Source organism: Bacillus sp. EB106-07-01-XG149 (assembly GCF_058791555.1).
On the sequence record NZ_JBYTDP010000002.1, the window covers coordinates 1,060,294 to 1,073,261 of the forward strand.

Genomic DNA, 12,968 nt, shown 5'->3' on the forward strand with positions numbered 1-12,968 from the left:
CCCCTATTTAAAACGTATTTTCACTATAAACTGATTGTAGATAATGTAAAAAAGGAGTGAATATTCATTATGTCCGACGTTCTGTTACTGAGTCGTTTTCAATTTGCAATTACTATTTTTTATCACTTTTTATTTGTACCTTTGACAATCGGACTTGTTATTTTAGTAGCATGTATGGAAACTCAATACGCCCGCACATTGAATCCAACATACCGCAAAATGGCAAATTTCTGGGGTAAATTATTTACAATTAACTTCGTAATGGGGATTATAACCGGGATTACGATGGAGTTCCAATTTGGAACAAACTGGTCTGAGTACTCCAAATATATGGGAGATATTTTTGGATCACCTCTCGCAATCGAAGCACTCGTTGCCTTCTTCTTAGAATCTACTTTCATGGGAATATGGTTATTCGGTAAAGACAAAATTTCACCAAAGTTCCGTGCCTTCTGTATGTGGATGGTTGCACTTGGAACAAATATTTCCGCCCTTTGGATTATTACAGCAAACGGCTTTATGCAAAACCCAGTTGGCTACGTCGTACGTAACGGCCGCGCTGAATTAAATGATTTCTGGGCACTTGTTACAAATCCATATGCGTGGAACATGTTCTTCCATACGGTAATTAGTTGTTATATCGTTGGCGCTTTCTTCGTTATGGCAATTAGTGCCTATCATTTATTACGTAAAAACGAAGTTGAATTCTTCAAAAAATCATTTAAGTTTGGTTTAATGTTAGGTTTATTCGCTGCAACTGTTACACCGTTTATGGGGCATCAGTCTGGTGTATCAGCAGCTAAATACCAGCCAGCTAAAGGTGCTGCGATGGAAGCTGTTTGGGAAACTGGAAAAGGACAAGGATTCTCGATTGTTCAAATTCCTGATGTAAAAAACGAAAAAAACTTTGAATTCCTTACTATTCCGAAACTAGGAAGCTTCTTCTACACAAACTCATTTGATGGCGAAATTGTTGGTTTAAAAGATATCCCGAAAGATGAACGTCCAAATGTTAACCTCGTGTACTATAGCTTCCGCTTAATGGTTGCACTTGGTATGTTCTTTATGGCATTAACTTGGTACGGTTTCTACTTAAACCGAAAAGGAAAACTAGAAAACTCAAAACGTTATTTAAAAATCACAATGTGGTCTGTTTTACTACCATATATCGCAATTAACGCTGGGTGGATTGTTGCCGAAGTAGGTCGTCAACCATGGACAGTTTATAAACTGATGCGTACAGCGGAATCTGTATCACCTATATCTGTTCCACAAATTTGGTTCTCCTTAATTAGTTTAATCTTGTTCTACACATTACTTTTAATCGCAGATGTATACTTAATGCTAAAGTTCGCGAAAAAAGGACCTGCTGCATTAGAAGAGCCTGCTACTGAAGGAGGTGCGGCTCATGTCTCATGATATGCTCGCAATCATCTGGTTTGGTTTATGGGGCGTAATTTGGACAGTTTACTTCATTCTTGATGGCTACGCACTCGGTAACGGGATGATTTTCCCATTCGTTGCGAAAGACCGACAAGAACGAAATCAATTACAAGAAGCAATCGGCCCATTCTGGGGTGGTAATGAAGTATGGTTAATTACAGCTGGTGGCGCAACATTTGCTGCCTTTCCAGTCACATATGCAAATATGTTTAGTTATTTATATACACCACTATTTTTAGTATTACTTGCACTGTTTGCTCGTGCTGCCGGACTTGAATTTATGCATAAAGACGATTCACCAATTTGGCAAAAAACTTGTAAATGGGCATTTACAATTGGTAGTTTCCTAATCGCCTTCTTATTCGGTGTTACATTCGCTAACCTTTATTACGGACTACAAATCGGAAAAAATGGGTACGAAGGAAATTTACTTAGCTTACTAAATCATTATGGTATTTTAGGAGGTCTGTTCTTCACTGCTATATTCGTCGTATCTGGTGCCCTTTGGGTTATGATTAAAACGACTGGTGAAGTATCGGATCGTGCTTATAAAATCGCAAGACCATTTTCAATGGCAGCTGCTATCATTTTAGCTATCTTCTATGTAGCAACTGCAAATCGTACAAATTTATTCCAAAACTTCACAGAATATCCGGTACTATTCATTCTTCCGGTACTTGCCATGTTAATGAGTGTACTCGCACTTATTATGGTGTACAAACATAAAATCGGTCTTGCATTCACATTCGTTTGCTTAACAATCGCAATGTTTATGACAACTGGCTTTGCAGGTATGTTCCCAAGAATGTTACCGTCACGTATTAACGACGCATATAGCACAACGTTATACAACGCAGCAGGTAGTCAATTAAATTTAAAAATTATGTTCTTCGTGGCAATGGTTATGGTACCGATTGTTATTGGATATCAACTTTGGAGCTACAGTATCTTTAAAAATAAAATTCATAAAGACTCTGCTAAAGGGTATCACTAAAATGAAAAAAGACACTTCGTTTGAAGTGTCTTTTTTACGTATGATTTTTGATAAGATGTTATATTTCCAATCTAACAACTATAATACAGAAGAATCATGAACAGCTCACAGCTAGATTGTAGCACAGGGCAAGTTCATCATTTTATGCAATTTTACATATTGATCTATAAAGTAAATTGTATTCCCTGATCATTCGCATCGCTATCCCTTACATCTGCTGTACTAATCCCACTAAATGTTTGTACTTTTTTTCCTGTATTCGATGATCCTGATCCATTATAAGCTTTCGTTTTTTCAATTGGCTGCACGTTATATTTATCTCCTAAATTAATCGTTCCGTTACAGTTTTCAATAATAACGCCTTCCACAACTGACGGCATTTTGTCACCTACTTTCATTTCCTTACTTTTATTTTATGAGAATCGCCTAAAGAAATAGCATGTTTCCATAAGAAAAAGCACTCAGGGTGAGTGCTTTTTTTTATTTACCGCTCTTCTCTCTCTCACAAGCAATTCCATCGCCATCACGATCTAAATGCTTACCGTAGTATGGACTATCTCTTGTAATATCATAAAATCCAGCATCGTTTGCTTCTTTACAATTAGCAAAGCGCTTTGGCTCTTGATTCGCGCCTGGTCTTTCCTCATATGGTAATGTCGCATTATATAAGAACTGTACATATTGTTCACGAGTTACATTCATCTTAGGTGAAAACATATTATCACCTGTTCCAGCAGCAATTTTATTAGATTGTACAGCGCTAATCGCTTTATTCGACCATGATTTTCTATCTACATCTACAAATGTATGCTCTGATTTTGCCACTAATTTATATGCATTTGTTAACACTTGAGCCATTTCTTCACGAGTCAAAGAAGCTTTTGGTCTAAAGTTCCCTTTTTCATCCCCTGCAAAAATCCCCATTTCTGTTAATGCTAAAATTTCCTTTTTAAAATTTGTTGAATGATCATTAATATCATTATACGGATTATTGTAATTCTCTTTCGATTCCGGCTTTAGCTGAAGATACATAAGTCTAGCAACTTGCTCACGAGTCACATCATCACCAAACCCAAAAATTCCATTTCCGTACCCACTAACGATATTTTTACTTGTTAAATCTAAAATTGCTTTATAAGACCAATGCCCTGTTGGAACATCTTTGAAGATAATACTTGCTTGTGCCGTTCCAATAGATGTAAAGGCAGTTGTTACGACAATTGCGCCTGTTAAAAATATTTTCTTTAAATTCATTCTAAGATCCCCTTTTACTTTTCTTAATAACCATTTAACATAATAACAAATTATAAGAATACAATTTGTCATATCATGTCGAACACAAAAAAGAATCCTGCTGGATTCTTTTTTGCTAAGCATGAATGGCAATTTTGGAGACAGTTGACTTCTTCAAAAATTTATTAGGGGTAATATTTTGAAAAAGAAAGCCTTTCATATGTAGGTTAACACCACTGGAATATATAGTAAATTGATAATATTTATACGGAAGATTGCTAATGTTTAGTATAGATACTTTCCACTATATCAACAGTGAAAAGTATCTACATGAAACAACAAAAAGGTGCCTTCAAAGAGGGCACCTTTCATAAACAGACGCTATAAAACAGAATTATTTATTGTTATACGATTGTTAGATACAAAAAGTAGAGGGAAATGTTTGTAAGAAATTCTGCTTTATATAGTCTGCCTACCACTTATATTTTAATCCTCTTCACTTGAAAATAAATATAATATGCATAATTACATATCAAAAAGAAAAGACACTCCATAGAGTGCCCTTTCAACCATTTTACTTCTAATAAATCACCTTACATACATTTTAACATATGTATCCATACATTTTATTGAGAAAATTCGGAATCATTTTTCCTTTCATTTTCAATTATAAAATCATGTAATATAGAAGGTATGTCAAATTATTATACAAATTGAGGTGTACTATATTTATGTATTTCGGAATTATTCCTCTTATATTGTTTATTATTTTTCTTATCTCATATTTAAAAGATCCACGAAAAATAATAAATGGCTTTTTATTTAATGCCTTTTTCTGTTCATTTCTATTATTTTGCGCTATAGCCTCATATGAGTCTGGTAGTAACTCTTTACATTTTATCGTTATTATTCCCATGTTAGCGCTAATTGTAATGATACCTTTTGCTATAGTCGCTTTAATGTTTGGACTATTTCTTAATGCAAAAATTTTAATGCAACGTGAAGGAAGACGCTTCACAAACTCTTTAACTTTAATTGCTGCTTTAGGGATTTTATTCTTTATTATGCTCGCTATCATAAATCCAGCAAATTTATTCTCAGAGCATTTTCAATTTATTTTTACTGCGATTTCGCTTATAACTATGTATTTCTTTGTACATTTGTCTAACTTCTTAAGCGCATATTTTTTATATCAATTCAATAGACCAAGACGTAATCAAGATTTCATCATCGTTCTTGGTAGTGGCTTAATTAATGATAAAGTACCACCTTTACTTGCAAGTCGTATTAATAAAGCAATCGACTTTTATTGGAAACAAGCCTCTGTAAATACACCACCAACAATCATTTTCTCTGGTGGACAAGGTCCAGATGAAGGTCTTCCTGAAGCAGAAGCAATGCAAAAATATGCTGTTGAAAAAGGAATTCCGTTTGAACATACAGTACAGGAAAATCGCTCTGTCAACACATATCAAAACATGTCGTTCTCTAAAGAAATTATGGATTCTTTAAAACCAGAAGGTAAGTATAGGAGTATCTTTACAACGAACAACTTCCATCTTTTCCGCGCTGGTATATATGCAAGACAAGCTGGTCTTAATAGCCAGGGAATTGGATCAAAAACAGCATTTTATTACTGGCCTAACGCAATGATTCGTGAATATGTCGCAATTGTTGTAATAGGACGTAAGCGCCATATGAAAGTGTGCGGGACTATTTTAGGTTTCGCTTTATTCCTAACAGTCCTTAGTTTTATTGTTTCTTAACATTCTCCCATCCTTTCATAAGGATGGGATTTCTTATACTTATTTCAAAAATATTTTAAAGATAATATGGTGATAATATTCCCTGCATACATCCATTAAAGGAGAAATTTTTCAAATTAAATGTTAAAATGAAATTTAGGTGTGAATTACGTAACAAATAAGAAACTAGTTTGAAACGAGGAAATTACATGGAGAAAATTATCAAAAACAAGCCCAATAAGCTAAAAATCGCTTCAAAAGCTTTGATGATTATTATTGGGGCATTTATCACAGCATACGGATTAGAAGCGGTATTAATTCCAAATAACGTATCAGACGGTGGTGTGACTGGTTTAAGTATCGTTAGTTCAAGATTATTTGGATTGCCATTAGGAGCTCTAATCGCAGTTATTAACATTCCTTTCGTTTGGTTAGGATATAAACAAATAGGTAAAAGCTTTGCAATTTATTCTATTATCGGGATTGCTTCATTAGCAATAGGTACCGTTGTTATGCACGGAATACCTACTATTATTGAAGGCGATACACTACTCGTTACAGTTGTTGGTGGTATTATTATCGGTTTCGGTATGGGACTAGCATTACGTAACGGTGGCGCATTAGATGGAATCGATATGCTAGCTGTATTACTTTCTCGTAAGTTACCTTTTGGAACAAGTGACCTTATTTTATTCTTAAACATGTTCGTATTTATTTTCGTATCAACAGTATTCGGTCTTCAAGGAGCTATCCTTTCGGCAATTGCTTACTTTATCGCTTCGAAAGTGATTCATATCGTTGAAGTTGGTTTAAGTGGTTCGAAAACATTTAAAATCATCACGAAAGAACCTGAATTAATGGTAGAAACAATTCGCGATCGTTTAGGTCGAAGCGCAACATACAATGAAGTTTATGGTGGTTATTCAAGAGAGAAATTCAAAGAAATTTCTTGTGTAATTAACCGTTTAGAAGAAAGTAAAATGAAAGACTTGATTAATGAAATCGATCCAAATGCCTTTATTACAGTTTATGACGTAGCAGAAGTAAAAGGCGGTAACTTTAAGAAACGTGATATTCATTAATCATTATGAATAAAGAGGGTGTGCCAACAATTTGGCACACCCTCTTCTTATTATTAAGTTGCAGTCTTTGTCGGTAAGTCGCTATATTTTAATAATCGCTGATATAATTTTACTCTCCCCATCTTCTTCCTCTCTTAATCCATGCTACGTATTTTTGAAAGGCGGGCACTTCTTGTTGAAAACGAAGCAGAACATATAGAAAGAGAGTACATGTACATAGTATCCATAGAATACCTACTACAAAGTGAAATTTCATCGTTGTGCTAATAAACAAACTGAGGAATAAGACGAGGAACATAATCAAGCTAAACCTTTTATATATAGTCATACTAATCTCCTCCTTATAACTTAATTGCACCAGCTACAAGGAATTTATTTCCATAATAAAAAGACCGAAAAGCATATTCCACTTTCCGATCTCTATAACTATCTTCTCTTCGTAATTTTTCCTGAACCACCGACCCTCGTTTTCGGAGGAGATGTATTCCTTGGCGGCGTTTTAATAGATGATTTCGGCTTCACATCTGATCCGCTCGAGCCACCTGGTGTTTTTGTAATTTTCCCTTTGCTTCCAGTAGAAGGCGGAGGCGTACTACTTCCTTTTTTCGTAATACTTCCTGTATCTCCTACGGAAGGTTTCGAATCTACATTATCGCCTCGCTTAATGATAGATCCTTTCCCTTCCTTCGTAATTGGAGGCGGGGTTTTCTTTTCTTCTTTCGTAGGCGGTCTCTCTGGAATAACCGGTTTATGATTTTGTCTGTCATTATATCCGCGATAATCACCGTATGATGATTTTCGTGAACCGAATATATCGTTTAAAATACTTCCCATAATATATCCTTGCAGGAAGGATGGTTGGTAATTTTGACGGACAAATTCTTTATTACTTATTTCAATTAACGTATCAGAAGGTTTCTCTTTATCCTTTTGCAAGTTATAAATCTTATCAGAATAAACGAGGAACATTTGATTTTCGTCTTCTTTAGATGCTTGCTTCGGTTCTCTTTCATTAATGAGTTCCTTCGCTACTTCAGGAACTGACCGATTGGCGGCCCTATACACGTAAGATTCTTGTTTACCTTCCTTTGCGACAGATTCAAGTGGATAACGGTCTTGAATCGACTTTGTCTGTCCGCCTTGACAACCTGATAAGGCATATCCAGCAACAACAAGTAACGTAACGATAGCAAGTATAGGGATCGCGAACGATTTAATCATGGTAAACAATCGGTTTGACATGATTACGCCCCCTTACGTTGCTCTTATAATTTGTACATCAGCAGGAATAATTGCTTCTCCCTCATACATCATTGTGCGACCATTTTGCCATTCAATACGTAATAATTTTCGGTTATCTGATTGGAATTCCCATACGTACTGTTCCTCTGAAGCAGAGAATGGTGTTTTCCCCATCACAACAACACGTCCGTTATATTGCTCTTCCATATGGTACTCTGTATCATCCATTTCAATTGTCGTCGGAACTTCATCAATTGAATCTAAACGACCATCGATTGGTGTATATAATTTGTAATACGTATTTTCACGGTCTTCAATTTTTAAATACCGAATATCTTTCCCGTCTTGCAGCGTTAAAACAATTTCTTTACGAGAATGCATACTCGTTTTCCCAGTTAATTCATACATGACTAATGAAACTTCAATCATATCGCCAGGAGCTAACGTTAACAAACTTTTCTCTGGTTTCGGCGGTTCTGGGCTCTTCATTATATTTTTAATTCGTTTAAATAAACTCATGATTTACCCCTCCTTCTCTCTTTATAAACAAGCACCTAAAATAAGTGCACCAACGATATGTAATGATCCGGCCAACATCGCATGCGCAACACTGCCTTCTTTCGTACCTTCTTCTAGATCTAAACCAGACATTTTCTTTAACACAAATTCAATAAACATTTCTACTACTAATAAAATAACGAAAGAAACTGCTGATGCAAGTAGTGCTTGCCATAAGTCGTTTGCTTTCGTTATCGATTGAGATAAAATGTACCCTTGCGCGAATAATTTCATAACGAAACGAGTTGTTACAGCTGTATTCCCATTCTTTATTTCTTTTAAATCATTGTATTTAGTAAAAATTGAATCAACCCACATAATTGCAAATAAAAGTACTGCACTTGCTCCAGTCCATACAAGCATGGCTAACACATTTGTCCATGTCATTGCAAAACCTCCTCTAAAAAGTAATAGAAAACCGACATGAATTCTCTTCAGACATGTCGGTTTCTTTGTCTATTCTATATTATTTCTCATACTGCTTCATAATACGAGCCAATTCATCGTCAACAGCAGAATTTTTGTTTAAGCTTGCGAATTCATCATCTAATGACTTTTCTTTTTTATAAACTTCGCCACTTGCTTCTGCTTCAGCCTCTAATTGAAGAGCTTTCTCTTCCATACGGCTTAAACCAGCTTTTGCTGAGTTTGAATCAAATCCAGACATCGCCTGATTAATATTCTTTTGTGCTTTCGCCGCATTTACACGTGCTACAAGTGTTTCACGTTTATTTTTCAGCTCTGTTAATTGCTTACGCATTTCTTCTAGCTTCAGGCGAAGATTATCAGCAGCAGCTTTATTTTGCTCATAGCTTGCTTTATATTCATTCATCTTTTGCTCTGCATTTTGTTTTTCTTCAAGAGCACGACGCGCAAGGTCAAGATTGCTTGCTTGAACAGCCATATGAGCTTGCTCTTCACGTTTTTTCACAAGTGCTTCTTGCTCTTCAAATAATATTTTGAATTTCTTCTCAAGTGCAATTTGAGCTGCTACACTTTTCTCAGCTTCTTGTACATCCGCTTGCATATCACGTAAATATTGATCCGTCATCTTAACTGGATCTTCCGCTTTTTCAATTAATGAATATACATTCGACATTGTTAAATCTCTTAATCGTTTAAATACAGACATTCTAATTCCTCCTATGACTTACCTCATATTTCAAATTCACTACTTGGAAAACTGAAAAATCTCCCTTAACAGTAAAGAATATTCATTTTTACAGCCTATGTGTTTATTATAACAAAACTAATATGTCCTTACATGTTATTTCCAAAATACAACCAATATAATATGACATTCTAGATGAAACATTGTATTCCTAATATATTCTCATTAATCCCCTTCAGAATTGACTTATTTTTATACACTTTCACTAAATTACATTATTGTAATGTTACTGTAAGCTAACTCGATAGTTACGTTGCAATATTTCTTATACACTAATACCAGAAGCAACGAACAAGCTTCTCATCATTTCAAGACTAATACAAAAAATGTATTTACTATAAAACATATAAAAGGAGAAATCATCATGAAAAAATTAGTAGGAATCGGATTAGCAGCAGCAATTTCATTCGGAGCATTATCAGGTTGTTCTTTATTAGGAGAGAAAGCGAACGGCTTTGTACTATATGGAACAGATGAGCAAGTTCAACAAATTACAGATAAAAACAAAAAAGAAGTGAAAGAAAAAGACTTCTATAAAATGAAAATGACAACATTAGAAGGTAAAAAAGTTCTTGTCATGGATAAGAAAACTGGTGATGAACTTGTTAAGAAAGAACTACTTAAAAAAGTTGATAAAAATGATGATACAAAGGCAATCGATAAATTACCAGCTGTAACAGCAGAGCAAGGTGTATTATTTGCTAAAGAAAAAGTAGAAAATGCTACGCTTGATGGAGCAAAATTAAAATATGAAGGCAACACAATTATCGGTGATGGCCGTTCTTATGCAGATATGTTTGCTATCGTTGATGATGCAACATATGTAAATGTAAAAGGTGAAGAAAAATCTGTAGGTATTTTGAAATTTGATAAAGACCCAAGCAAAGAGCTACCTGGAGCAAATGGAGTAGAAGCTTCTCAACTTGTAAAAATTAAAAAATAACAAAAAAAAGCTTTGCGAAATTCGCAAAGCTTTTTTTGTTATTTGTGAGCAATTTGCTCCATATCCGGGCTACAAGTTTGCGACTGACATGACTTATTTAAAGAACATGCTGCGCATTTTCCTTTTTTACTTCTCTTTACAAAATTAACCAACGTGTATGCTGCATAACCAAAAATGATAGCTCCAATTATAATATTGACCATCATCACAATACATCTCCTTCTAGAATCCGAGTAAAGATCCAACTTGGTATATAATGAGCGTTAATACATAAGCAACTACGAGCGGATAAACGACTGAGAAAATCGTCCATTTCGCTGATCCTGTTTCACGTTTAATAACAGCTACTGTCGCTAAACACGGAACATATAATAAAATAAAGAACATAAATGCATATGCTGATAACGCAGTATAATGTGCTCCCATAACATTTCCTAGCACATCTTCTTTCACCGCATAAATAATTGCCATTGTAGAAACGACAACTTCTTTCGCTAAAAATCCTGTTAAAAGAGATGCTGCAGCTTGCCATGTTCCAAAGCCGAGCGGTGCAAATAGTGGTGCGATAAACCCACCAATCATCGCTAAGTAACTGTCTCCCATATCAACACCAAATCCTGATGGACCTGCATAGTTTAATAACCAAATGACAACAGAACCACCGAAGATGAATGTACCTGCTTTACGAACAAATCCTTTCCCTTTCTCCCACGTGCTTAGCCATAACGTTTTCGCTTGTGGCACGCGGTAAGGAGGTAGTTCAATGACGAAAATAGACTTTTCCGCTTTTAAAATAGTAAGAGACATAATTTTTGTAACTAATAACGCAAGAACAATACCTGCAACATATAAAGAAAATACAACAGTTGCCTGACTATTAGGGAAGAACACTCCCGCAAATAATGCATATACAGGTAAACGCGCTGAACAAGACATAAATGGTGTTACAAGAACTGTAAGTAAACGTTCTTTTTCTTGTTCAATCGTTCTCGCTGCCATAATACCTGGAACATTACATCCAAAACCGATAATCATCGGAATGAACGCTTTTCCGTTTAAACCGAAGAACTCCATAATTCGATCCATAACAACTGCAATTCGCGCCATATATCCTGAGTCTTCTAATAATGAAATGAAAAAGAATAGTGCAAAGATTTGTGGAACGAATACTAATACTGCACCAACACCGGCAATAATACCTTCTGTAACGAGTGCTTGAATAAAATCAGAAGCTCCAACACTTGTGAGACCAGCCGTCACCCAATCTGTAAGCTGTCCACCAAAAAAGCCATCTAACATATCCGATAAAGGTGTACCAATCCACGTAAACGTAACCTGAAAAATAAAAAACATAACTGCTAAAAAGATTGGAAGTCCTAAAATTTTATGTGTAATTAATCTATCAATTTTTTCCGAAAAAGGAATTTTTCCTTCTTTCTCATGCTTCATAACATTTGTTTTTAACTTTTCAATATACGCTTCACGAGTTTTGTAAATGTGCTCTTCCAACGTACAATCAAGTTTTCCTTCTAAGCGAGATCGAATGGCTACAAGTTCCTTACAAATTGGTAATGCTTTCATTTCTTTTTCTACTACTTCGTTATTGCTTAAAAATTGCAGGGCTAACCATCTTGGATGCTTATAATTCGCTGTCTCTAAAAGAGCTATTACCTCTCCAATTCCTTCATCCATTTGTACACCATATGAAATAATGAATGGCTTTTTCTCGTTTTTGTCATTTTCTTTAAGAGTAGCAAGTAGTTCTTCACAGCCTTTTCCACTTCTTGCAACGACAGGAACGACTGTTACACCTAATAGTTCTGATAATCGTTTTACATCAATTACAATGCCTCGTTGCTTTGCCACATCGACCATATTTAATCCAATTGAAACCGGCTTTCCAAATTCAAGTAATTGCAACGTTAAATGCATATTTCTCTCGAATTGCGAAGAATCCACTATATTTAACATATGATGAAATTCGTCTGTTAGTAGAAAATTTGTAACGACACCTTCATCACGCGAAACTGGATTCAAATCATAAACACCTGGTAAATCAATTAATGTCCCTTGCTTATCTTTTAATTTACCAACCTTCTTTTCTACTGTTACACCGCTCCAGTTCCCTACATACTCATAAGAACCAGTAAGTGCATTAAATAATGATGTCTTTCCTGTATTCGGATTCCCTAGCAAAGCTACCTTATTCACGCTAATTCCACCTTTATCATTTTCGCGTCACAATGACGAATACTAATTAACTGTCCACGACACTCCAATGTACAAGGACCTTTGAACATCGCTTTTTGCTTCATGCGAAGTTCGCTTCCTTCAGAAAGACCGAAAGCAGCCAATCTTCTCTTTAGTAAATAATCTAAAGACTGAACACTTTTTACTAGCACTTTCTCACCGATTTTAATATCTACTAAGCTCATAACCTTCCCCCTCAGAAGAGAATGATAATTATTTTCAGAAAAATTATAGCACAATCTATTTCTCTTGTACTATACCCTTTTGCTTCATATTTATTAACATTTCACTACAATTCTATTTCAAT

The 12,968-nt window shown here is 35.2% G+C and carries 15 protein-coding genes; 5 read left to right on the forward strand and 10 right to left on the reverse strand.

Annotation, left to right across the window (positions count from 1 at the left end):
• Nucleotides 1–69 precede the first annotated feature (69 nt).
• The gene (cydA, locus tag AC3WTA_RS11710; protein WP_098654854.1) at nucleotides 70–1,419 is read left to right on the forward strand and encodes a cytochrome ubiquinol oxidase subunit I; all 1,350 of its coding nucleotides are present in this window, start codon (nucleotides 70–72) and stop codon (nucleotides 1,417–1,419) included.
• Nucleotides 1,409–2,437 (forward strand): cytochrome d ubiquinol oxidase subunit II, encoded by a 1,029-nt coding sequence (gene cydB / locus AC3WTA_RS11715; RefSeq protein ID WP_000017650.1) that lies wholly within the window; start codon nucleotides 1,409–1,411, stop codon nucleotides 2,435–2,437. The genes cydA and cydB overlap by 11 nt, the downstream gene beginning before the upstream one ends.
• A gap of 164 nt (nucleotides 2,438–2,601) precedes the next feature.
• On the opposite strand, the gene AC3WTA_RS11720 is transcribed toward cydB, so the two are convergent.
• Nucleotides 2,602–2,835, reverse strand: a complete 234-nt coding sequence (locus AC3WTA_RS11720) for a spore germination protein (RefSeq protein ID WP_033657613.1) — start codon at nucleotides 2,833–2,835, stop codon at nucleotides 2,602–2,604.
• 82 nt (nucleotides 2,836–2,917) lie between these two features.
• Entirely contained in the window at nucleotides 2,918–3,691 is a 774-nt protein-coding gene (locus AC3WTA_RS11725; protein WP_001049554.1) for an S-layer homology domain-containing protein, read from the reverse strand.
• A 710-nt stretch (nucleotides 3,692–4,401) separates the two neighbouring features.
• Here AC3WTA_RS11725 and AC3WTA_RS11730 point away from each other — a divergent pair.
• Both AC3WTA_RS11730 and AC3WTA_RS11735 read left to right on the forward strand, forming a co-directional pair.
• Complete coding sequence (locus tag AC3WTA_RS11730) at nucleotides 4,402–5,436, forward strand: YdcF family protein (RefSeq protein WP_000273522.1); 1,035 nt, start codon at nucleotides 4,402–4,404, stop codon at nucleotides 5,434–5,436.
• A gap of 188 nt (nucleotides 5,437–5,624) precedes the next feature.
• On the forward strand, nucleotides 5,625–6,497 hold the full coding sequence (locus AC3WTA_RS11735; RefSeq protein ID WP_000411242.1) for a YitT family protein: 873 nt from the start codon (nucleotides 5,625–5,627) through the stop codon (nucleotides 6,495–6,497).
• Nucleotides 6,498–6,606: 109 nt separating this feature from the next.
• On the opposite strand, the gene AC3WTA_RS11740 is transcribed toward AC3WTA_RS11735, so the two are convergent.
• The 5 genes from AC3WTA_RS11740 to AC3WTA_RS11760 form a co-directional block, all read right to left on the reverse strand.
• Entirely contained in the window at nucleotides 6,607–6,825 is a 219-nt protein-coding gene (locus tag AC3WTA_RS11740) for a hypothetical protein (RefSeq protein WP_000158332.1), read from the reverse strand.
• A gap of 98 nt (nucleotides 6,826–6,923) precedes the next feature.
• Nucleotides 6,924–7,739, reverse strand: coding sequence for a DUF4247 domain-containing protein (locus tag AC3WTA_RS11745; protein WP_070169169.1), 816 nt, complete (start codon nucleotides 7,737–7,739; stop codon nucleotides 6,924–6,926).
• 12 nt (nucleotides 7,740–7,751) lie between these two features.
• Nucleotides 7,752–8,258, reverse strand: a complete 507-nt coding sequence (locus AC3WTA_RS11750; protein WP_000051753.1) for a DUF4178 domain-containing protein — start codon at nucleotides 8,256–8,258, stop codon at nucleotides 7,752–7,754.
• 21 nt (nucleotides 8,259–8,279) lie between these two features.
• Complete coding sequence (locus tag AC3WTA_RS11755; RefSeq protein ID WP_000220323.1) at nucleotides 8,280–8,684, reverse strand: DUF350 domain-containing protein; 405 nt, start codon at nucleotides 8,682–8,684, stop codon at nucleotides 8,280–8,282.
• Between the two features lie 79 nt (nucleotides 8,685–8,763).
• The gene (locus AC3WTA_RS11760) at nucleotides 8,764–9,429 is read right to left on the reverse strand and encodes a PspA/IM30 family protein (protein ID WP_000110287.1); all 666 of its coding nucleotides are present in this window, start codon (nucleotides 9,427–9,429) and stop codon (nucleotides 8,764–8,766) included.
• Between the two features lie 403 nt (nucleotides 9,430–9,832).
• On the opposite strand from AC3WTA_RS11760, the gene AC3WTA_RS11765 reads away from it, so the two are divergent.
• A complete protein-coding gene (locus AC3WTA_RS11765; RefSeq protein ID WP_000737478.1) occupies nucleotides 9,833–10,411 on the forward strand; it encodes a lipoprotein BA_5634 family protein in 579 nt (192 codons plus the stop codon).
• A 38-nt stretch (nucleotides 10,412–10,449) separates the two neighbouring features.
• Here the strand turns inward: AC3WTA_RS11765 and AC3WTA_RS11770 are convergent, their stop codons facing one another.
• The 3 genes from AC3WTA_RS11770 to AC3WTA_RS11780 are packed head-to-tail and all read right to left on the reverse strand — an operon-like array spanning nucleotide 10,450 to nucleotide 12,846.
• A complete protein-coding gene (locus tag AC3WTA_RS11770; RefSeq protein ID WP_000989597.1) occupies nucleotides 10,450–10,617 on the reverse strand; it encodes a FeoB-associated Cys-rich membrane protein in 168 nt (55 codons plus the stop codon).
• Nucleotides 10,618–10,633: 16 nt separating this feature from the next.
• On the reverse strand, nucleotides 10,634–12,622 hold the full coding sequence (gene feoB / locus AC3WTA_RS11775; RefSeq protein ID WP_001044805.1) for a ferrous iron transport protein B: 1,989 nt from the start codon (nucleotides 12,620–12,622) through the stop codon (nucleotides 10,634–10,636).
• Nucleotides 12,619–12,846 (reverse strand): FeoA family protein, encoded by a 228-nt coding sequence (locus tag AC3WTA_RS11780; protein WP_000060521.1) that lies wholly within the window; start codon nucleotides 12,844–12,846, stop codon nucleotides 12,619–12,621. The genes feoB and AC3WTA_RS11780 overlap by 4 nt, the downstream gene beginning before the upstream one ends.
• Nucleotides 12,847–12,968: the final 122 nt, after the last annotated feature.

What these genes read in the sequence shown, in the direction of transcription:
- cydA (WP_098654854.1), top strand. Translation starts at nt 70, where the DNA reads ATGTCCGACGTTCTGTTACTGAGTCGTTTTCAATTTGCAATTACTATT.
- AC3WTA_RS11780 (WP_000060521.1), bottom strand. Translation starts at nt 12,846, where the DNA reads ATGAGCTTAGTAGATATTAAAATCGGTGAGAAAGTGCTAGTAAAAAGT.
- AC3WTA_RS11740 (WP_000158332.1), bottom strand. Translation starts at nt 6,825, where the DNA reads ATGACTATATATAAAAGGTTTAGCTTGATTATGTTCCTCGTCTTATTC.
- AC3WTA_RS11755 (WP_000220323.1), bottom strand. Translation starts at nt 8,684, where the DNA reads ATGACATGGACAAATGTGTTAGCCATGCTTGTATGGACTGGAGCAAGT.
- AC3WTA_RS11725 (WP_001049554.1), bottom strand. Translation starts at nt 3,691, where the DNA reads ATGAATTTAAAGAAAATATTTTTAACAGGCGCAATTGTCGTAACAACT.
- AC3WTA_RS11765 (WP_000737478.1), top strand. Translation starts at nt 9,833, where the DNA reads ATGAAAAAATTAGTAGGAATCGGATTAGCAGCAGCAATTTCATTCGGA.
- AC3WTA_RS11745 (WP_070169169.1), bottom strand. Translation starts at nt 7,739, where the DNA reads ATGTCAAACCGATTGTTTACCATGATTAAATCGTTCGCGATCCCTATA.
- AC3WTA_RS11750 (WP_000051753.1), bottom strand. Translation starts at nt 8,258, where the DNA reads ATGAGTTTATTTAAACGAATTAAAAATATAATGAAGAGCCCAGAACCG.
- AC3WTA_RS11770 (WP_000989597.1), bottom strand. Translation starts at nt 10,617, where the DNA reads ATGATGGTCAATATTATAATTGGAGCTATCATTTTTGGTTATGCAGCA.
- AC3WTA_RS11720 (WP_033657613.1), bottom strand. Translation starts at nt 2,835, where the DNA reads ATGAAAGTAGGTGACAAAATGCCGTCAGTTGTGGAAGGCGTTATTATT.
- AC3WTA_RS11730 (WP_000273522.1), top strand. Translation starts at nt 4,402, where the DNA reads ATGTATTTCGGAATTATTCCTCTTATATTGTTTATTATTTTTCTTATC.
- cydB (WP_000017650.1), top strand. Translation starts at nt 1,409, where the DNA reads ATGTCTCATGATATGCTCGCAATCATCTGGTTTGGTTTATGGGGCGTA.
- AC3WTA_RS11760 (WP_000110287.1), bottom strand. Translation starts at nt 9,429, where the DNA reads ATGTCTGTATTTAAACGATTAAGAGATTTAACAATGTCGAATGTATAT.
- AC3WTA_RS11735 (WP_000411242.1), top strand. Translation starts at nt 5,625, where the DNA reads ATGGAGAAAATTATCAAAAACAAGCCCAATAAGCTAAAAATCGCTTCA.